The following is a 17,947-nucleotide window of genomic DNA, read 5'->3' as shown; positions in this document are numbered from 1 at the left end:
GCGGGTGTCTCGGCTGACACGGGCCGTCAGCGGCGGGGACTCTTCGAGTGGGGGCCGGGCGCTGGGAGCAGCAGCTCCACGCGGCGGTTGGCCTCGCGCCCCTGGGACGTCTCGTTCGACGCGATGGGTCTATCGGCCCCGTGGCCCTGGGCGTCGAGCCGGTCCGCGGGCACGCCCTGCGCCACGAGGTACGCGCGCACGGCCTCCGCCCGGGACTGGGACAGGGCGCGGCTGACGTCCGGGTCGCCGCGGTTGTCGGTGTGGCTCGCCACGACGACGGGGGTCAGCTCCGGGTGCGCCAGGAGCACGCGGGCCACGTTGTCCAGCAGCGGAAACGAGCGCGGCTGGAGGGTCGCCGTGCCGGAGTCGAAGACCAGGCGCTCGCGCAGCTCCAGCCGGTCCTGCCGGATGAGGACGAGCTGCTTCTGCTTGGACGGACAGCCCTGGTTGTCCGCGGCGCCCCGCTCGCGAGGGCAGTTGTCACGGTGGTCCGCCACGGAGTCCCCGTCCGCGTCGCGCTCGGGGCAGCCGCGCAGCGAGGCGAAGCCCTCCTGCTCGGGGCAGGCGTCGCTCTCATCCGGGACGCCGTCGTGGTCCGCGTCGTCCTCGGGGCAGCCGTCGCGGACGGCGGGGCCAGCCTCCTCCGGGCACCGGTCCGCCGCGCCCTCCAGGCCATCCCGGTCCAGGTCCTCCACCGGGCAGCCCTGGCGCTCCAGCACGCCGACGACGCGAGGGCACGAATCGCGCGCGTCCTCCACGCCATCCCCGTCCCCGTCGCGCACGGGGCAGCCCTCGCGGGAGGCGGGGCCGGCGAGGCGCGCGCACTTGTCGACGGAGTCGTCCACGCCGTCTCCGTCCGTGTCCTTCGGCGGGCAGCCGCGCGTGGCGGAGGCGCCCCGCGCTTCCGGGCAGGCGTCGTCCGCGTTGAGCACGCCGTCCCTGTCGTCGTCGGAGCCAGGCCGGTCCTCGGGAGCGTGGCGGCACCCGAGGGAGAGCGCCCCCAGCACGAGGGTGAGCAGCGTCAGACGGAGGCGTGCGTGCGTCATGTCCGCGGCAACAGAGCGCAGGGGGCCCGGGCTGTCCAGGAGGCACGCGGTGGGGCGGGCGGTGAAGCGCGGGCGTCACGTCCCCAGGGGCAGCTCCACGGTGAAGGTGGAACCCTCGCCCGGCTGGCTCTCCAGGCGGATGCAGCCGCCGTGGGCCTCGACGATGCGGCGGGTAATCCAGAGCCCCAGGCCCAGCCCCTTGAAGTGCTGCACCGAGGCGGAGCGCTCGAAGCGCTCGAAGATGCGCTCCTGCTCTTCGGGCGCGACGCCGATGCCCTGGTCCCTCACGGCGAGCCGCGCCACCGGCCCCTGCAGGTCCACCGTCACCTGCACCGGACGGCCCGCGCCGTACTTGGCCGCGTTGGACAACAGGTTGACGAGCACCTGCTCCAGGCGCAGCCGGTCCCACCGGCCCGTCACCGCCGTGTCCACGGACAGCCGCACCTCGCTGCCGGCGCGGGCCAGCTCCTCGGACATGCGCGCCACCAGCTCACGCGTGAGGGCCGCGAGGTCCACCTCCTCGAGCTGAAGGTTCAACCGCCCGGAGCTGATGCGCGACACGTCCATCAGGTCGTCGATGAGCAGGCCCAGCCGCTGGCTCGCGCGCGCCGCCTTCTCCGCGCGCTCCGCCAGCCCGTTCGCCGCCATGGCCTCCTTCGCCATGCGCGCGAGCAGATGGATTTGGAGCTGGAGCGCGTTGAGCGGGGACTTCAGCTCGTGGCCCGCCACCGACAGCAGCTCATCGCGCGCCTTCACCGCCTGCGTGGCCGCGCCGTACAGGCGCGCGTCCTCGATGGCGAGCGCCGCGCGCGCCGCGAGGCTCTCCAGCAGGGCGCGCTCCTCCACGGTGTACTCGCGCCCCTGCGCTTCACGCATGACGCCCAGCGTGCCCAGCACGCGGCCTCGCACGCCCAGGGGGACGACGATGACGCTCTGCGGGCCGTAGCGCTCCAGGAAGGACACGCCCTCGGGAACCTGCTCGCCATGCAGCTCCTCCGCGTTCAGCCGGGGCACGAAGAGCGTCTGCCCGCTGGCGGCCACGCGGCCCGACAGCCCCTCTCCGAGCCTCGCGGGGAAGCGGTGCAGCGAGTCCTCCAGCACCGCGCGGGCCCCCGGATTCGGATGGTGGACGGACACCACGTCCAGGTGCTCCTTGTCCGCGGCGAGGAGCTGGAGCACGCACGCGTCGCCGATGGCCTCCGACACCTTGCGGGCCAGCACGTCGAGCACGCTGGTCAAATCCAGCCCGGCCTCCGCGATGAGCTGGCTGACCTGCACCAGCACGTGGAGCCGCGCGGCGCTGCGCCGGCTCTCCTCCTCCGCCGCGCGGGCCTTGCGCAGCAGGCGCGCGTTGTCGATGGCCAATGCCGCGCGGCCCGCCAACTCTTCCGCGAGCGAGAGGTCCGCGTCGTCGAAGGGCGCGCGGGCCTCGCTCCGCACGAAGGTCAGTGCGCCGAGCGTGCGATGGCGCGCGACGAGCGGCGTCACGATGAGCGAGCCCACCTCGGGCGCCTGGGCGCCCTCCGTCTGCCGCGAAGGCTCCACGTGCATCACCAGGACCTTCGCCAGTGCGCCCGTCGACTCACCTCGCTGCCCATCATGGGGCACGTCATGGGGCACGTCATGGTTGCGTGCCCCCGAGGCCATCGCCCGGGGGTGCTCCGCGGCCCCCATTTCGGACAGCTCCGCCCTTCCGCCCACGGCCATCCCCGCCGAGCGCGTCATCATCCGCGAGCGCCCCGTGGCCAGCACCTCCGCCAGCAGCGACGCATGCCACGGCTCTCCTCGCTCCGGCGAAGTCCGCACCCCCTCCGGAGCCTTCAACGGGTCCGGGGGCAGCACCGCCAGCCGCCGCACCACGCCCTCCTCGAACGAGTCCACCGTGCACCCGTCCGCGAAGCTGCCCAGCGCCAGCCGCGCCACGCCCGCCACCGTCTCCTCCCACTCCATCGAGCCTGCCACCAGGGCACTCGCATCCGCGAGCAACCGCAGCCGCTGCCCGGCCGCCTCCGCCTGGAGCCGCGCGGTGCGCTCGCGCTCGTACAGCCGGGAGCGCTCCAGCGCCTGCCCACACTGCCGCGCCAGTCCGGCAATCGACGTCCGCTCCAGCGCGGAGAAGCGCTTCGCCTCCGCGAAGCCGAAGCCCAGCGTCCCGAAGATGCGCCCCTCCACGAACAGCGGCAGCAGCACCAGCGAGCGCGCCCGCCCAGAGGCCACCAGCGCCGACAGACGCGGGTAGCGCGCCCGCACCTCCTCCGGCCCCTCCAGCCACACCGGCGCGCCCGTGCGCACCGCCTCGTAGCCCGGCAAATCCCTGCCCCCCTTCGGCAGCACGCGCATGGGGGCCACCAGCTCGTCCGGAATGCCCACCGACGCCGTCAGCTCCACCGCCGTCCCGCCCGCGTCCACCAGGTGCACCATGCCATTCGCCGCGCCCACCGCGGGCAGGCCCAGGTCCAGCACCACGCGCGCCACCTCGTCGCGGGTGAGCGCGCGGCCGAAGGCCTCCGTCACCGCCTGGAAGCGGCTGAGGCGCAGCACCTCCGTCTCCTCCACCTCCGCGCGCGCGTGCAGCACCGACTGGCGCGTCGTCTCGGCCATGCGCTCACGCTCCAGCGCCAGCCCCGCCAGCCGCGCGTAGAGGCCGAAACGCTTCACGTCCTCCTCGGACGGCCGCCGCGCCTCGCGGAAGAGCACCGCCAGCACGCCGGCCGCGCCCCGCCCCGACGAGAAGAAGATGGGGAACGACAGCAGCGAGCCCGCGTCCAACCCCCGCACCGCCTCGGGCTCGTCCGCCAGCAGCGCGTCTCGCGCCAGGTCCTCCGCGATGTACGGCTCCGGCGTCTCCGAGGGCCCCGGCGCATTCGCCAGCAGCCGCTGCGCGCAGATGGCCGCCGCGTCCTCACCCACTCCGGGCGTGACGAGCGTGCGCAACCGTCCCCCGTCGCCCCACCAGCAGACGAAGGCGCCGGGCGCGCCCAGCGTGGCCGCGGCTTGACGTAGGAGCTCCTCCAGCACCGCCACCACGGGCGGTGCCGCCGCAAGCCGCTCCAGGGCCCGCGACATGCGGTCCACCGCGGCCACCAGGCTGCTTTCGGGCACCTTCATGCCCCACTCCCCCCGGCACGGCCTGCAGCACCCTGCCTCGGGCCTCAGTCTCCCACGTCCGGGGAATCCGCGAAACCCGGCCCACCCTGTCCGAGGGTACAGGGTGTGGATTCGACCTCAGTGGTCCAGTACCCGGAAGAAGGCGAAGACGATTTCGAGCGCGATGAGCAGGATGACGACGACCTCGAGCGTGTGCGAGCGGTCAATGTCGACATCCCCCTTGAGCAGGGCATACGTCTGGGCGAGCAGCGCCTGCTTGCGCGTGACGGAGTCCTGCCAGTTGGGGATGCGCATGCGGCGCACCGCGCCCTCGTAGACCTTGGCCAGGTAGAAGTCGCCGATGACCTTGAGGCTGTTCTCCACGCGCTCGATGAACTCGTTGAGGTCCACCAGCGTGGTGAGCGTCTGCCGCGTCAGGGTGCGATACGGGCTGCGGAAGAGGCGGGTCCACTCGTGGCGCTTGGCCTGCACCTCGTCGTGGATGCGGGCGATGTGCTCGTCCAGCCGCTCGTCGTAGTAGCGGAACTCCAGCAGCTGCGCGTTGGCGATTTCGAGCAGGTCCGGGATGTCCCCCGAGCCGGACGGCTCGTAGACGAAGGCGCTGTTCCAGTCGATGACGACCAGGTCGTTGATGGTGTAGCTGAAGCGCGCCTTCGTCACGGACTCGCTCTCGCCGGAGGACAGCGGCACGGCGCCGTTCTCTCCCAGGAGCAGCCGGGCGAGGTCCATGCGAGCGAAGAGCTCATCCGCGCTCGGGTTGCCGCGGATGCTCTCCGCGAAGATGACGGTGTAGCTCTCGTTCTGGTCCCACAGGTGCGTCTTCTGCACGGCGCGGGCAATGGTGCGGCGCACGCCCTCGACGAGCTCCAGTGCCAGGTCCTCCAGCGCCTGGCTGTCATAGAGCTCGTCGGCCACGCGCGTGAGGTGCTCCACCGTGGTGCCGGGGACGACGGGGACGCGGAGGATGATGGAGACGGCGCCGTGGTCGAACAGGCGCGCGGTGGCATCCACGGTGACGGGGCCATCACGCAGGGCCAGCGGCTTGCGGCCCAGCTCATAGGCCAGGGGCGGATTGGGGAGCTGGATGTACTGACTGTTCTCGCGAGACAGCTTCAGGCGGCGCGAGTCCTCGGTGATGGCCTTGCGCGCACGCTCGAGGTCGATTTCCTCGGCGATGTCGAAGGTGCGGTAGCAGAGGACGTGGGCCTTGTCGAAGAGCAGGGGGACTTCGGCAGCCATGGTGTGGCCAGCCTAACCCGCTAGTCCTCCCAGAGGCGTTGAAGTTCCAGCGCGAGCGCGTCGAAGGGTTCGGCACGGACGGTGGTGTCACCCGTCCACGTGGCGAGCCGCAGGTAGTGCGCCCCTTCGAGGCGGAAGACCTCCAGGGTGCGGGGCTTCGGGTCGATGAGCCAGACGTGGCGCACACCCTCACGCGCGTAGACGGTCATCTTCTTGTCGCGGTCCAGCACGGCGGTGGACGGGGAGAGCACCTCGCAGACCCAGTCGGGAGCAATCCTGGCGGCGGGGCCGTCTGGAAGGCTGGGCACCCGCTCGCGCCGCCAACCCGTGACGTCCGGGACGAGCACGTCGTCCCCCAGGTGCAGCTCCGGCTCGAAGCGGATGAGCCAGCCTCCCGGGCCACCGCCGCGGCCCCGCGCGAAGGGGCCGTACAGCTCGCCGTGAAGGTGAGTGGCGACCCGGCTGTGGCCCATCGTGGGCCGTGGGCTCGCATACAACACACCGCCAATGAGCTCCCCAATCTTGTCGGGCGGGAGCGCTTCCAAATCGGCGTAGGTGGCGGGCTTCCGGGTCATTGACGGAGTATACAACCTGTGGGGTAGGCTCATGCCCGGACCCTCTCACGCGGGTCCGACATGGCCAACCGATGTAACAGGAGCGAGGGGCCGGCGGAAACCGGGCCCCTCCGCTCATGCCCATTGCCTGTCAGTCGATGGGCTCATGCGGCGGAAACACCACGGGCTTGCCGGGGCCGGGGCTGTCATCCGGCAGGTTGCCGATATGCCCTGGCGTGGGGAGGGGACGGTCTCCCGCCTCGCGCTTGAGCGGTGTCTCATCCTGGGGAAGCCGTGGGTCCTTCTTGGGAGTCTCGCGCTCGGCCATGGTTCGCTCCTTCCGTGAGGGAATGAAGACGGTGTCAGTCCCTTCAAGTTAGGAAGCAGCGCCGAGGCGGGCAGGCTTCACGGGCCGGACGCAGGGCTGCCGTCCGGCCAGCCCCTCACGGCCCCCGGTTCCGCGCCGACGGCGGCGACAGCTCCGTGCGCACGTCCCACAGCTCCGGGAAGAAGCGCAGGTCCAACGCCTTGCGCAGGAAGCCCACGCCCGACGAGCCGCCCGTGCCCTGCTTGAAGCCGATGATGCGCATCACCGTCATCATGTGACGGTAGCGCCACAGCTGGAACCGCTCCTCCGTGTCCACCAGCTTCTCGCACATCTCATACGCATCCCAGTGCGCGTGGGGGTCCTCGTAGATGCGGCGGAATACCTCCACTACCTCCGGGCTCTTCTCGTACGGCTGGCGCCAGTCGCGCTGCACGTGGCTCTGCGGCACCTTGTGCCCCACGCGCGAGAGGTGCCGCAGGAACTCGTCATACAGGCCGGGCGACTCCAGGAGCCGCTCCAGCTCCGCATGGACGGCGGGCACGTGCTTGAAGGGCCCCAGCGCATTCGGGTCCTTGTTGCCGAGCAGGAACTCCACCGCGCGGTACTGGTAGCTCTGGAACCCCGACGCGCTGCCGAGCGTGTCCCGGAACTCCAGGTACTCATTCGGCGTGAGCGTCTCCAGCACGCTCCACTGCTCGAAGAGCATCCGCTGGATGTGGGCCACGCGCGCGAAAATCTTGAAGGAGGGCTCCAGCCGGTCCGCCTGCACGTAGCGGATGCATGCGCCCAGCTCGTGGATGAGCAGCTTCATCCACAGCTCGCTCGTCTGGTGCTGGATGATGAACAGCAGCTCGTCGTGGTGGGGAGGCTGCGAGCGCGTCACCTGCGCAGACAGCAGCCGGTCGAGCTGAAGATAGTCACCGTACGTGGTCCTTCCGGCCAGGTCGGTGATGATTCCAGGCTCCAGGTCTCGTTTGTTCATGGGCCCGGGCATACATGCTCCTGCGAGCCCCCGCGAGCAAGTCTCTCTCGCACGGGCATACCCCGAACCTCCTCCCGACAACATGGGAGCTCGGTAGACGGGGGCGCGGTCACATTCTGCCCGGGCCGGGGCAGCGTGCCGCTAGGCTAGCCTGCGTTTCCAGCCTGGGCGGCCGCTGCCAGCGCCTTGGACGCGGCGCGTCCACGGGGCAGCTTGATGTCCTCGACGCTGTTGGAGTCGGCGTAGTCCTTCCACGCGGACGGGCGGCGGTTGGTCTTCTCCAGCATCCGCAGCTTCTGGTAGTGGGCCGCGCAGTAGCCCTTGGTGCGGCTGGGCTTGCCGCAGTTCTTGATGGCGCACTCGCGAGCGCCCTCGTTGCCCGCCGCGGGCTTGCGGCCCCGGCGCTTGCCACCGGCCGCCGGCGCGGCGACCACGGCGCGCGACGGAGGACGGCCAGGGCCACGACGGCCCGGCTTGCCAGCCGGCGCCTGCGCGCCGAACAGGGGGCCCACGACCTCGGCCAGAGGGGCCAGCCGCTCGGCCACGTTGCGAAGTGCATCCAGATCCGCCGTGCCCGCCTCCAGGCGCGACACCACGTCGCGGAGGGGCTTGAGCTGCGCGTCAATCTCGTTGCGGATCATGTCCCGAAACGCTTTATCCACGGACATTCGTTGAATCCTCACCTGGGGAAACGAAGGGGGGTTGCTGATGGAAGACGAGGGGTGTCTTGTGATGCAGGCATACCCTTACCTTCCAAATTAGGATTTGTCTAAAGGAAGTGATAAAAGTTGTGACTGAGTAACGGAGCCCGGCCCCTTTGTCGCAGGTCTCACCTGTTTCCCGGCGCTCGGACCCCCGGTTCAGCCATCCCAGCGGAGGGTCTCCAGCAGGGGGCCACGCCCGGGGACGTGGAAGACGTGCGCGCGCGCGAGCAGTTCCTCGCGCGTGGCCGATAAATCGCGCCTCAAATCATCCTGTTGCTGCGCATCCAGCGCCATCCTCAACCTTGGCAACATGGCGCTCTCTTCTTCTTGGAAATGAGCCACGACCAGGTCTTCGAGGGCGAAAAGGCGTGCCTGCCACTCGGGATGACCGGGGGGAAGTTCTTCCAATTCGTCCATCAGCTCCCGCATGACGAGGTGGTCTTCGGCCTCCTCCCGGGCCCGGGAGCGGCCTTCCACCTGCATGAGCAGGGGATGGAAGCAGCGCTCCTCCAGTCGGGAATGGAGCCGGAGCAACTCCAGCAATTCAGAGACTTGAGCACGCTGCTCCTCGGAGTCCGCGTCAGAGGCCAGCCGCTCGAAGCATTCCTCCAGCTCCCGATGCTGCTCGATGAGGATGTCGAACGGATTGCTCATGACCCAACGTTCGACATTGTAGAGGAAGCAGACAACCAGAGCAGGGCTTCAGCCTGCCATTAATCCTGCTCACGCCAAAGCACACCGCCCTGCCAGGTGGGGTCCGGAAGGGTGTCTCAGGAGACAGGTGCCTGCCCGGCAGGACGCCTTCCAGAAAGGGCCCGGGTGGCGGCGCGCGGGGACGTCGCCATCTTTCTCCCCCGTGGAAGCCTCGCTCGCCAGCCTGCGCCAGGCCGTGTTCCGCCTCGCCGAGAAGGGCGCGGCGCTGTTCGGCGCTGTACCACCGCGCGAGGCGGGTGGGCACCGCGCACCTGCCGCTGGACGGGCCGGGGCCGCTGGTGGCGGGGGAGCTGCTGCGCCGCCTGCGCGGCGTGCTGGCGGCGGACTTCATGCCGCGGCTCCAGGAACTCCGGGCGCCCACGCTCATTCCCGGAGCCCACCTGGAGGTCCTCCGGGAGGCCAGCCACCTGCCGTACATGAGCCACGCGCATGCCTTCAATAACTTCGTCGGAGACTTCCTCCTGAGTCACGCGGACTGAAAGACGCCGCATCGCCAGACATCCATGACCACCGCCGCCGCCCACCTGTCCCGCTCCGCGCTGCTGTTCCTCTCCAAGCAAGAGAACCTGAAGGACCTGGCCACGCGCCTGCGCCCCTTCCGGAAGATGGCGTCACGCTTCATCGCCGGCGAGACGCTGGAGGAGGCGGTGGACGCGGTGAAGGCCCTCAACGAACGGGGGCTGACGGCGTCCTTCGACCACCTCAACGAGGCGGTGAAGACGCCCGAGGAGACGCGCGACGAGGTGAGTCAGTACCAGCGCCTGCTGGCCCGCATCGACCAGACGGGGGTGAAGGCCAACGTGTCGCTGAAGCTGACCCAGTGCGGCCTGCTCATCGATAGCGCCCTGGCACTGCGGAACGCGCGCGAGGTGGTGGCGGACGCGACGCGGCGCGACTCGTTCGTGCGCATCGACATGGAGCACAGCGCGGTGACGCAGGCGACGCTGGACATCGTGCGTGAGTTGCACGCGGAGTTCGGTGAGCCGCACGTGGGCGCGGTGCTGCAGAGCTACCTGCGGCGCACGGAGGAGGACGCGAAGGCCCTGTGCAGGGAGCGGGTGCGCATCCGGCTATGCAAGGGCGCGTACCTGGAGGGCCCGGACGTGGCCTTCCCCGACAAGGCGGACGTGGACGCCAACTTCGTGCGCTGCATGAAGGTGCTGCTCGACAGCGGCGTGTATCACGGCATCGCGACACATGATGAGCGCATGGTGGACGCCACGCGGGAGTACGCGGCGAAGCAGCACCTGCCGCGCGACGCGTATGAGTTCCAGATGCTCTATGGCATCCGGCGCGACCTGCAGGAGCGGCTGGTGAAGGACGGGCACCCGGTGCGCATCTACGTTCCGTATGGGCGGCACTGGTACCCGTATTTCATGCGCCGGCTGGCCGAGCGTCCGGCCAACCTCTGGTTCGTCATGCGCAACCTCGTTCGAGGGTAGCGCCACGCCTCGGAGTGGGAATCCTCCGCTCCACCCATGAGTCTCACGAAATCACTCCTCATCAGCGGCGCGGTGCTGGTGGTGTCCGGATGTGCTTCGTCCCGCACCGCGGCTTCGGCGGACGCGCCGCACGGACAGCTCAGCCCACCGAGCGTGGCGTCGAGCCCGGCGTCCCCGAGTCCCAGTGCCACACCTGCCACCCGGACATGTCCTTCGACCCGCTGCCGGCGCTCGCGGAGGGCGCGGACGTGGCCAACGAGCAACCGGAGCGGTGGAACGGGCTCGTGCAGCAGGACGGCAACCCGGGCCGCACGGATGTCCTCGTGGGCGGCGGGCTGACGTATCCCGTGGGCCGTGTGCCATTGGGGCTGACGGTGCGCGGGCCGGTGTAGCAGCACATCATCGGCCACCACGGGCAGCTCACGTACCCGGGGCTGCTGGGGCTCACGGCGGAGACGGTGTTCGGAGGGTGACGCGCGCTCCGCCGGGCGTGTTGGCAGGCATCAGGTGCGCTTCGGAGCAGGGGCGTTCCAGTCCCTGAGTCCTCGGGGCCGTCGTTACTGTTGCCTCCGTATGCGCCGCGTCGGCGCCACCCGGAGGAGCGCCATGTCTCAGCAACAGTGGACAGCGGTTGACCGCTACATCACCGACCAGCTCGCGCCGCACGACGAGGCGCTGGAGGAGGCGCTCCGGGCCAGCGACGCGGCCGGACTGCCCGCCATCCATGTCGCTCCGAACCAGGGCAAGTTCCTGCACCTGCTGGCGCGGCTCCAGGGCGCACGCAACATCCTCGAGGTGGGCACGCTGGGCGGCTACAGCACCATCTGGCTCGCGCGGGCCCTGCCTCCGGGCGGCCGGCTGGTGACGCTGGAGATGGACCCGAAGCACGCCGAGGTGGCCCGCGCCAACCTCGCTCGCGCGGGCCTGTCCGAGGTGGTCGACCTGCGCGTCGGGAAGGCACTGGACACGCTGCCACTCATCGCCGCCGAGAAGCGGGGGCCGTTCGACGTCGTCTTCATCGACGCCGACAAGCGCAGCAACCCGGACTACTTCCAGTGGGCCCTGAAGCTCACGCGAAAGGGCAGCCTCATCATCATCGACAACGTCGTGCGCAACGGCGCGGTGGTGGATGCCACCAGCACGGACCCCAACATCCAGGGCGTGCGCAGGCTGTATGAAATGCTCGCCGCCGAGCCGCGCGTCAGCACCACGGCGGTCCAGACGGTGGGCAGCAAGGGGTATGACGGCTTCGCGATGGCGCTCGTCACGGGTGACGTGTAACGCCAGATGGACCTCGCGGGGTGTGTCGCCCGGTGGCCGGCCATCGGGCCACCGTGGGCTCGCCTCGCAGCCTGTCCTCGCTTGAGGGACGGGGTGCCCACGCCGCACCTTGCGGTCATGCGCGCGACGCATTCCCAGGCACTGGTTGCTGGAGCCGCTGGCACCGTGGCGCTGCGGGCCTTCGTGGCGCTGCGCAACCGGGTGCTCGGACGGGCGCCACCGTATGCCGCGCGGCACATTGCCGCTCGACTTGCCCGCTCCGTGTTCCACCGGGAATTGTCTCCCGTGCAGGCGCGCCGCTGGGGCGACGCCATGCGCGCCGGGTATGGCCCGCTGCTGGGAGTCGCGTGGACACTCGTGCGGGAGCGCGCGTCCGGGAGCACCCTGCCCGCCGGATTGCTGCTCGGCGTGGGTGTGCTCGGCTTCGAGCTCGCGAGCCTCCCGGTGCTGCGCGCGACGGAGTCACTCCACACCTGGAGCGCCGCCGAGCACGCGTGGCTCGTGGCGCAGACCGCCGTGTATGGCCTCGTCACCGAAGCCACGCTCTCCGCGCTCCTGCGCTGACTCAGGACGTGCGTCCCTTCTGAACCCAGCGGGCTCCGGGACGGCGCCTGACCCGTCCTGTTCGGAAATGTCGGGGGTTTTGCGCCGGGAAATGTCCCGACATTTCCGAACAGGACGCTGCCAGGCGAGGCCCGGTCCGGTGCTTCGGCGCACCCGGTGATGACCTTCCAGGACGGGAGTCGCCGGATACTCGGGGGCTCCGCTTCGTACTCCGGGGACGTGGGTTGTCGCGAGGTCATCAAACAGCGTCCGGACCGTGCGCCTCGCATCCGTCAGCGAATCCCTATCAACCACGGCGGCATCCACGGACGGGCGTGACGGAATGGACAATCACCCGGGACTCGCGTCGCTGACTGTCAGCACGGCACCTGCGTGAGCGTCCATACCTCTACGGAGCCCTGTCAGACGTCTCTGAGACATTGGGCTCATGTCACCCGGGCACGGCTCGCCCGGAGGGGGTGTGGCATGTCGCTGCGTTTCGTTCGCTGTCCTTCCACGGCCCGATTCCTTGCATGCGCGGTGTTGCTGCTCACCCTGACTTCGGGCTGCGCGAGCACGCCTGAGGGCACGGGCGGGTCGGGGACGGGCGACCTGGACCTGGTGCGTCCACCGCTCCTGGACACGAAGGCGGGCCGCGAGGAGGCCGCCCAGGTCGCCGCGCGCGTGTGGGCCGTGGCCAGCGGCGTGCGCGACGTGGACTCCAACCTCAAGTTCACCTTCTGGTCCGAGCAGGGCGCGCTCACGCTGCTGGGCTACGTGGCGGAGAACCGGGGCGGGCGGCAGGGGAAGTCCGCGACGGATGCCGAGGGCACGCAGCGCCGGGTGACGGACGCGCTCGTGGCCGCGATGAAGCATCCCGGCCGTGAGGTATCGCTGACGCTGCGCCGGAGTGAGTCCGGCTGGCGTGTCGAGTCGACCGACTTCGTGCAGTCCTTCCGTCCCACCGGGGCCCGGACGCTGCCCGGCCGCCAGGGAGCCCTGTCTTCCGAGCAGACCGCCGACGACGTGGCCGCGGCCGTCCGCGAGCTGCTCAAGTCCGTGCAGGTGCCCGCGGATGGCACGGTGAGCGTGGACTTCAACGCACGCGTGCGCAACGGGCGCATGGTGGGGGTGGAGCTGGCGAGCTCTCACGTCATCCTCTCCGGCCGGGGCGGCAAGGCGCGCGCGGTGTCTCCGGAGGTCGCGACCGAAGTGGCCCGCCTCATCCTGCTCTACACCCCCTGCACCGGCCAGCGCGTGGTCCACCTGGGCGCGCGGCTGTCCCACCGGGGCAACGCAGCCGTCGCGAGTGGAGGCGTGGAGGAGACGCGCGTGGACCAGGCCCTGCCACCGGAGGAGGGCGAGGTCACCGACCAGCGTCTTCGCTGAGTCCCGCCCGCGCCGGTGCCACTGAAACACCCCGGACATGACGAGCCCCGGCACGCGACGGAAGGCTTCCGTCACGCCCGGGGCTCCTGCGGCTTCACGGCCGTGGACTGCGTCCGGCCTAGAAGTAACCGCCGAGCGTGGTGGCGACGCTGAACGCCACCTCCACGTCATCGCCCAGGCCGAAGGCCAGGCGCGGGCCACCGCCCACGAAGAAGTGGTCCGTCACGTGGAACAGGAAGGGCGCGTACCCCTCCAGGATGACGGTGACGTCGGCGGGGAGACTCGCGTTCGCGAAGGGGAGGAGGGGGTCGCCCAGCTGCAGGGAGATGATGCCCTTCGGCCACACCGACACCTTGTCGGTGAGCGGGATGTTGTAGCCAGCGCGCACGTTGAGCCCGAAAGCGACCGGGTCATCGCCCTCGGAGAAAATCGCCCGCAGCTGCAGGCCGCTGCCGACCGACAGGTTCTGCTTGATGAAGTAGTCCGCGCCCGGCTCCAGGAAGATGAAGCCCGCACCGCTGCCCTGCGTGGAATAGCCCAGGCTGCCGGAAGCGTCGGTGCTGATGACCAGCTGCCCGACATTGCCGAAGCTGCCGCCGCCCGTCGAAGCCGTCGTCTCCTGCGCGCCCGCCGTCACCGACACCATCAGCCCGGCCACCGCGGCCAGGGTCTGCCACTTGTTTGCATTCATGAAGCGTCCCTCCGGTTCGTGAGCCCGGCTGAGACATCCCGGGCACTCGGCGGCCCCTTCTAGCGAAAGGGCACGGAGGAACACCTGTTTTTTCGTCATCCTTGTGAGCAATACCGTATCAACGGACTGCTCGGGCCAGCCCGCGCGCGCCCAGGGCCGCACCGCCCAGCACGCCGCCGGCCAGCGCCGCGAGCCCCGCCGCGGCCGTGAAGCGCTTCCACCTGGGCGTCGGCGGTACGCTGCCGGAGGGCCCCACGCCCTCGGGCATGGGCTGGAAGAGGTTGCCCTCGGGGCACCAGCACGTTGGACACCTGGATGCCGGTGCCGTGCAGCTCGAGCGTCAGCGCCTTCGCCCCGCCCAGCGTCGCGTGCTTCGCCGCCGTGTACACGGACAGGAGCGGCGCGGCGCCCTTGGACAGCATGGACTGGATGTTGAGGACGTGGCCGCTGCCCTGCGCGCGGAAGTGCGGCAGCACCGCGTGGGCGAAGCGCGGGAAGCCCAGGCAGGTGACGTCCACCGTGCGCTGGATGTGCTCCCACGGGAGCGGGTCGAAGTAGCCGTAGGTCTGCCCCCACGCGTCGTTCACCAGCAGGTCGATGCGGCCGTAGCGCGCCAGGTACTCGCGCACCGCGCGGTCCACGTCCTCGCCCACCGTCACGTCACCGGGCACCACGAGGCACTCGCCGCCCGCGTCCTCCACCACCTTCCGGAGCGACTCCAGGGACGATGCGGCGGGCCGCCCGGGGCGGTAACCGGCCCGCGCCCGCCAGCCCGTTCGCCTGCCTGCCCCACGCGGCGAGGGCGGGTCCGGCGGCGGGCTTGGGAAACACGGACAAGGGGGACGGCCGGTGGAGGAGTAGCAATCCGGCCGACCCCCTGCCCGCTCGCCCCGCGCTCCCGGCGGGCGCTTGCCGCCGGGGAGGAGTGCTCGGGGCGTATTCCGTTCGAGGGGCCGCCCGTCCCGATGAGAAGGGGCGGGCGCCTCGTGACACGGGATGTCATGTAGCAAGCGACGCGCCATGGCAAGTTCTTCGTGGAACCAACTGAATCCTGGAGTTTGGGTGCTTCCAGGAAGCCCCTTCGTTCCCGGGCTTGGGACATGGGCGTCCCAGCGGCGGACAATCCCCGTCAGAAGCCCGCGCGCGCTCCCGTCCGCGTCGCGGTCCTCCATGCACCCGACTCCGACCTACACGCCCCCTTCCGACGCGGACGACGCCGCCCGCGTGCCGGTGCCCGCCCCCTTCGCGCGCCTGCGCCGCTTCCCGCTGGATGGAGCGCTGCTGCTGTTCGACCGCGACAGCGGGACGAACGCGCGCTGCGAAGGCCCCGAGACGGCGCACCTGCGCCAGCGCGCCCCGAGGGTGGTGCAGTTCGGCATCACCAACCGCTGCAACCTCGCGTGCACCTTCTGCTCGCGTGACACGGAGGCGCGCAGCGAGTGGACGGCGGACAGCGCCTTCGACGTGCTGTCCGGGCTGGCCGCCGCGGGCGTGCTGGAGGTGGCCTTCGGCGGCGGCGAGCCCTGGGCCTTCCCCCGCTTCGAGGAATTGGTGTGCCGGCTGCACGGCGAGACACCGCTCGCGGTGAGCTTCACCACCAACGGGCTGGCACTGACGCCCCGGCGCCTCGCGGCGGTGCGCGGGCGCTACGGCCAGTGCCGCGTGTCCCTCTACGACGACAACGCGTGGCGCGACACGGTGGCACGGCTGGCGGATGCGGGCGCGCGCTTCGGCGTCAACTACCTGGTGACGCCGGAGCGGCTGCCCTCGCTGGAGACGGTGGTGCTGGAGCTGGTGGCCCTGGGCTGCCGGGACGTGCTGCTGCTCAGCTACAACGGCGCGGACCGCGCGCTGCACCTGTCGCCGGACGAGGCGCGGGGGCTGGCGCGGCGCGTGGCGCTGCTCGGCCGGGCGCTGGGCAGCCGGTGCACGCTGAAGCTGGACGTGTGCTGGGGCGAGCGCATGGAGGGCGTGCCGCGCCTCTTCGACCGCGCGGACTGCGGCGCGGGGCGCGAGTTCCTCGTGCTCACGAGCGACAGGAAGGTGATGCCGTGCAGCTTCCACCACGTCGCCATTCCGGCGGCGTCGGCGGACGAGGTCATGGCGGTATGGCGTGGGCGGCGCGAGGCGCTGGCGTCCGCGTCGCGGCTGCCGGGGTGCGCGCGCACGCCCGGCTACGGGCTGGAGTCCCCGGCCACGGGAGGTGCGGCATGAAGGTGCAGGTCTGGAATGCGTTCGCGAGCAACAACAGCGGCAGCTACACGCTGGTGGGCCGCTTCCCCGACAAGACGCTCGCCGCCGACGTCGCCGCGGAGCTGGCCCGCGTGGCCGCCGAGCACACCACGTGGATGGAGGAGCGCCGGGAGAAGGGCTGGGATGGCGCTCCGCCGTCGCCGCTGGAGCTCTTCATGCAGCGCCACGGCCTGAACGCGCCGGGCGGCTCGGGGCCGGAGAGCGACTGGCCCCAGTACAGCGAGGACAACACGCCCGTGGTGTGGGCCCAGGGGTATCAGGTGCTCATCCACCACGGCTACACGACGAGCCTGCCGCCCGCGCTCGGCGAGTTCTTCTACAAGCGCGGCGGGAGTGTGCAGACGGAGCTGGAGCACTCGCACCACCCCGTCGTCGGCGTGTTCGACTTCTGGGTGGACTACCAGGGGCGCGCGGGCCAGGACATCCCGGCACGGGCCCTGCGGCTGCTGGATGCCCTGTGCGGGGAGGACGGCCCGCTGACGCAGCTCGCCGCCTCGGAGCCGCTGCCCGCCTGGCGTGTGGGCGAGCACGCCCATGAGGGTGACCTCACCGTGGGCGCCGTGTTCAACGACCTCGCCAAGGGCTTCGCCGCGGTGGACCGAATCGCCCGGGAGCACGGCTTCGAGCTCCGGGTGAGAATCTTCGAGACGTGGAACAAGACGCGGGATGCGCTCGACTTCCTGAGGCCGTGTCAGCCGCCCCGGCCGACGCCGTAGTTTCCATTCCCAGACACGCATTCGTGCAATTCCAATCAGACCCCCGCCCGCCCGGCGGTGCCCCGGCTGGGAGAGCGGGGCTCCCGCATGCCATGCTTGGCAAAAGCCATCATCGGAATGACCGGTTGGAGGACCATGTCTCGTGTGCGACTTCCCGCCGCGGCGGGCTCCTTCTATCCCGCCAGTCCCTCCGCCCTGGCCACGGCGGTGGACGGGTGGCTCGAGCAGGCCACCGTCGATGCCCCGGAGCGGCCCTTGGCGCTCGTCGTTCCCCATGCGGGCTATGTGTACTCGGGCCCGGTGGCGGCGACGGCCTATGCCACGCTGCGCGCGTACCAGGGCAAGACGCCGCGCGTGCTGCTGCTGGGGCCATGTCACTTCGTTCCGCTGAGGGGGCTCGCGTATCCGGACGTGGACGTGCTGTGTACGCCGCTGGGCGAGGTGCCGGTGGATGAGGACCTGCGGCGCCGCGCGGCGGCGCTCCGGCAGGTGACGGCTTCCACGGAGGCCCATGAGGCGGAGCACTCGCTGGAGGTGCAGCTGCCCTTCCTGCAGCGCGTGCTGGGGCGCTTCCGGGTGCTTCCCCTGGTGGTGGGCAGCGCGCGGGGCGAGGAGGTGCAGGAGGTGCTCGATGCGCTCTGGGATTCCGACGTGTTGCCCGTCGTCAGCTCGGACCTGTCGCACTACCTGCCGTACAAGGACGCTCGGGAGGCGGACCGTGAGACGGCCGAGCGGGTGCTCACGCTCGACGGGCCGCTGGACGCGGGGAGCGCCTGCGGCGCGGCGGCCATCAGCGGGCTGATGCTGGCGGCGCGCAAGCGCGGCCTCCGCCCGAGACTGCTGGACCTGCGCAGCTCGGGCGACACGGCCGGCGGACAGGACGAGGTGGTGGGCTACGGCGCATTCGCGTTCTATCCGCCCGGCGAGAGCTCCTCCGGGACGCCGTCCTGAGCCGTT

Annotated in this window: 19 protein-coding genes; 9 read left to right on the top strand and 10 right to left on the bottom strand. The window is 70.8% G+C overall.

Going from position 1 to position 17,947, the window contains the following annotated elements:
- Positions 1 to 26: 26 nt before the first annotated feature.
- From OV427_RS21640 to OV427_RS21605, 8 genes are all read right to left on the bottom strand, one after another.
- Positions 27 to 1,046: an OmpA family protein gene (locus OV427_RS21640; RefSeq protein ID WP_267858040.1), complete on the bottom strand. Its 1,020-nt coding sequence runs from the start codon at positions 1,044 to 1,046 to the stop codon at positions 27 to 29.
- Between the two features lie 75 nt (positions 1,047 to 1,121).
- Positions 1,122 to 4,154, bottom strand: coding sequence for a GAF domain-containing protein (locus OV427_RS21635; protein ID WP_267858039.1), 3,033 nt, complete (start codon positions 4,152 to 4,154; stop codon positions 1,122 to 1,124).
- Between the two features lie 117 nt (positions 4,155 to 4,271).
- A complete protein-coding gene (locus OV427_RS21630; protein WP_267858038.1) occupies positions 4,272 to 5,393 on the bottom strand; it encodes a hypothetical protein in 1,122 nt (373 codons plus the stop codon).
- A gap of 20 nt (positions 5,394 to 5,413) precedes the next feature.
- Positions 5,414 to 5,968, bottom strand: a complete 555-nt coding sequence (locus OV427_RS21625; RefSeq protein ID WP_267858037.1) for a Uma2 family endonuclease — start codon at positions 5,966 to 5,968, stop codon at positions 5,414 to 5,416.
- Positions 5,969 to 6,098: 130 nt separating this feature from the next.
- Positions 6,099 to 6,275, bottom strand: coding sequence for a hypothetical protein (locus OV427_RS21620; RefSeq protein ID WP_267858036.1), 177 nt, complete (start codon positions 6,273 to 6,275; stop codon positions 6,099 to 6,101).
- 115 nt (positions 6,276 to 6,390) lie between these two features.
- On the bottom strand, positions 6,391 to 7,269 hold the full coding sequence (locus tag OV427_RS21615; protein WP_267858035.1) for a tryptophan 2,3-dioxygenase: 879 nt from the start codon (positions 7,267 to 7,269) through the stop codon (positions 6,391 to 6,393).
- A 134-nt stretch (positions 7,270 to 7,403) separates the two neighbouring features.
- Positions 7,404 to 7,925, bottom strand: a complete 522-nt coding sequence (locus tag OV427_RS21610; protein WP_267858034.1) for a cell wall protein — start codon at positions 7,923 to 7,925, stop codon at positions 7,404 to 7,406.
- A gap of 192 nt (positions 7,926 to 8,117) precedes the next feature.
- Positions 8,118 to 8,615: a hemerythrin domain-containing protein gene (locus tag OV427_RS21605; protein ID WP_267858033.1), complete on the bottom strand. Its 498-nt coding sequence runs from the start codon at positions 8,613 to 8,615 to the stop codon at positions 8,118 to 8,120.
- A 296-nt stretch (positions 8,616 to 8,911) separates the two neighbouring features.
- Between OV427_RS21605 and OV427_RS21600 the strand changes: the two genes are divergently transcribed.
- The 6 genes from OV427_RS21600 (at position 8,912) to OV427_RS21575 (ending at position 13,330) form a co-directional block, all read left to right on the top strand.
- Entirely contained in the window at positions 8,912 to 9,154 is a 243-nt protein-coding gene (locus OV427_RS21600; protein ID WP_267858032.1) for an alpha/beta fold hydrolase, read from the top strand.
- Positions 9,155 to 9,178: 24 nt separating this feature from the next.
- The gene (locus OV427_RS21595; RefSeq protein WP_267858031.1) at positions 9,179 to 10,117 is read left to right on the top strand and encodes a proline dehydrogenase family protein; all 939 of its coding nucleotides are present in this window, start codon (positions 9,179 to 9,181) and stop codon (positions 10,115 to 10,117) included.
- A gap of 89 nt (positions 10,118 to 10,206) precedes the next feature.
- Positions 10,207 to 10,509, top strand: coding sequence for a hypothetical protein (locus OV427_RS21590; protein ID WP_267858030.1), 303 nt, complete (start codon positions 10,207 to 10,209; stop codon positions 10,507 to 10,509).
- A 214-nt stretch (positions 10,510 to 10,723) separates the two neighbouring features.
- Complete coding sequence (locus tag OV427_RS21585) at positions 10,724 to 11,398, top strand: O-methyltransferase (RefSeq protein ID WP_267858029.1); 675 nt, start codon at positions 10,724 to 10,726, stop codon at positions 11,396 to 11,398.
- Between the two features lie 117 nt (positions 11,399 to 11,515).
- Positions 11,516 to 11,962, top strand: coding sequence for a hypothetical protein (locus OV427_RS21580; protein ID WP_267858028.1), 447 nt, complete (start codon positions 11,516 to 11,518; stop codon positions 11,960 to 11,962).
- 465 nt (positions 11,963 to 12,427) lie between these two features.
- Positions 12,428 to 13,330 (top strand): hypothetical protein, encoded by a 903-nt coding sequence (locus tag OV427_RS21575; protein WP_267858027.1) that lies wholly within the window; start codon positions 12,428 to 12,430, stop codon positions 13,328 to 13,330.
- A gap of 118 nt (positions 13,331 to 13,448) precedes the next feature.
- On the opposite strand, the gene OV427_RS21570 is transcribed toward OV427_RS21575, so the two are convergent.
- Both OV427_RS21570 and OV427_RS21565 read right to left on the bottom strand, forming a co-directional pair.
- On the bottom strand, positions 13,449 to 14,021 hold the full coding sequence (locus tag OV427_RS21570; RefSeq protein ID WP_267858026.1) for a hypothetical protein: 573 nt from the start codon (positions 14,019 to 14,021) through the stop codon (positions 13,449 to 13,451).
- A gap of 95 nt (positions 14,022 to 14,116) precedes the next feature.
- Positions 14,117 to 14,725, bottom strand: a complete 609-nt coding sequence (locus OV427_RS21565; RefSeq protein ID WP_267858025.1) for an SDR family NAD(P)-dependent oxidoreductase — start codon at positions 14,723 to 14,725, stop codon at positions 14,117 to 14,119.
- Between the two features lie 466 nt (positions 14,726 to 15,191).
- Here OV427_RS21565 and OV427_RS21560 point away from each other — a divergent pair, with 466 nt between their 5' ends.
- The 3 genes from OV427_RS21560 (at position 15,192) to amrB (ending at position 17,941) form a co-directional block, all read left to right on the top strand.
- A complete protein-coding gene (locus OV427_RS21560) occupies positions 15,192 to 16,235 on the top strand; it encodes a radical SAM protein (RefSeq protein WP_267858024.1) in 1,044 nt (347 codons plus the stop codon).
- A complete protein-coding gene (locus OV427_RS21555) occupies positions 16,232 to 16,990 on the top strand; it encodes a hypothetical protein (protein WP_267858023.1) in 759 nt (252 codons plus the stop codon). The genes OV427_RS21560 and OV427_RS21555 overlap by 4 nt, the downstream gene beginning before the upstream one ends.
- 135 nt (positions 16,991 to 17,125) lie before the next feature.
- Complete coding sequence (gene amrB, locus OV427_RS21550) at positions 17,126 to 17,941, top strand: AmmeMemoRadiSam system protein B (RefSeq protein WP_267858022.1); 816 nt, start codon at positions 17,126 to 17,128, stop codon at positions 17,939 to 17,941.
- Positions 17,942 to 17,947 lie beyond the last annotated feature (6 nt).

Origin of the sequence: Pyxidicoccus sp. MSG2 (assembly GCF_026626705.1) — a bacterium.
GTDB lineage: Bacteria > Myxococcota > Myxococcia > Myxococcales > Myxococcaceae > Myxococcus.
This window is presented reverse-complemented; position numbering and strand designations above follow the sequence as displayed.

Excerpts from the sequence above, each read along its gene's own strand:
- OV427_RS21640 (WP_267858040.1), bottom strand. The coding sequence starts at position 1,046 with ATGACGCACGCACGCCTCCGTCTGACGCTGCTCACCCTCGTGCTGGGG.
- OV427_RS21635 (WP_267858039.1), bottom strand. The coding sequence starts at position 4,154 with ATGAAGGTGCCCGAAAGCAGCCTGGTGGCCGCGGTGGACCGCATGTCG.
- OV427_RS21630 (WP_267858038.1), bottom strand. The coding sequence starts at position 5,393 with ATGGCTGCCGAAGTCCCCCTGCTCTTCGACAAGGCCCACGTCCTCTGC.
- OV427_RS21625 (WP_267858037.1), bottom strand. The coding sequence starts at position 5,968 with ATGACCCGGAAGCCCGCCACCTACGCCGATTTGGAAGCGCTCCCGCCC.
- OV427_RS21620 (WP_267858036.1), bottom strand. The coding sequence starts at position 6,275 with ATGGCCGAGCGCGAGACTCCCAAGAAGGACCCACGGCTTCCCCAGGAT.
- OV427_RS21615 (WP_267858035.1), bottom strand. The coding sequence starts at position 7,269 with ATGCCCGGGCCCATGAACAAACGAGACCTGGAGCCTGGAATCATCACC.
- OV427_RS21610 (WP_267858034.1), bottom strand. The coding sequence starts at position 7,925 with ATGTCCGTGGATAAAGCGTTTCGGGACATGATCCGCAACGAGATTGAC.
- OV427_RS21605 (WP_267858033.1), bottom strand. The coding sequence starts at position 8,615 with ATGAGCAATCCGTTCGACATCCTCATCGAGCAGCATCGGGAGCTGGAG.
- OV427_RS21595 (WP_267858031.1), top strand. The coding sequence starts at position 9,179 with ATGACCACCGCCGCCGCCCACCTGTCCCGCTCCGCGCTGCTGTTCCTC.
- OV427_RS21590 (WP_267858030.1), top strand. The coding sequence starts at position 10,207 with ATGTGCTTCGTCCCGCACCGCGGCTTCGGCGGACGCGCCGCACGGACA.
- OV427_RS21585 (WP_267858029.1), top strand. The coding sequence starts at position 10,724 with ATGTCTCAGCAACAGTGGACAGCGGTTGACCGCTACATCACCGACCAG.
- OV427_RS21580 (WP_267858028.1), top strand. The coding sequence starts at position 11,516 with ATGCGCGCGACGCATTCCCAGGCACTGGTTGCTGGAGCCGCTGGCACC.
- OV427_RS21575 (WP_267858027.1), top strand. The coding sequence starts at position 12,428 with ATGTCGCTGCGTTTCGTTCGCTGTCCTTCCACGGCCCGATTCCTTGCA.
- OV427_RS21570 (WP_267858026.1), bottom strand. The coding sequence starts at position 14,021 with ATGAATGCAAACAAGTGGCAGACCCTGGCCGCGGTGGCCGGGCTGATG.
- OV427_RS21560 (WP_267858024.1), top strand. The coding sequence starts at position 15,192 with ATGCACCCGACTCCGACCTACACGCCCCCTTCCGACGCGGACGACGCC.
- OV427_RS21555 (WP_267858023.1), top strand. The coding sequence starts at position 16,232 with ATGAAGGTGCAGGTCTGGAATGCGTTCGCGAGCAACAACAGCGGCAGC.
- amrB (WP_267858022.1), top strand. The coding sequence starts at position 17,126 with ATGTCTCGTGTGCGACTTCCCGCCGCGGCGGGCTCCTTCTATCCCGCC.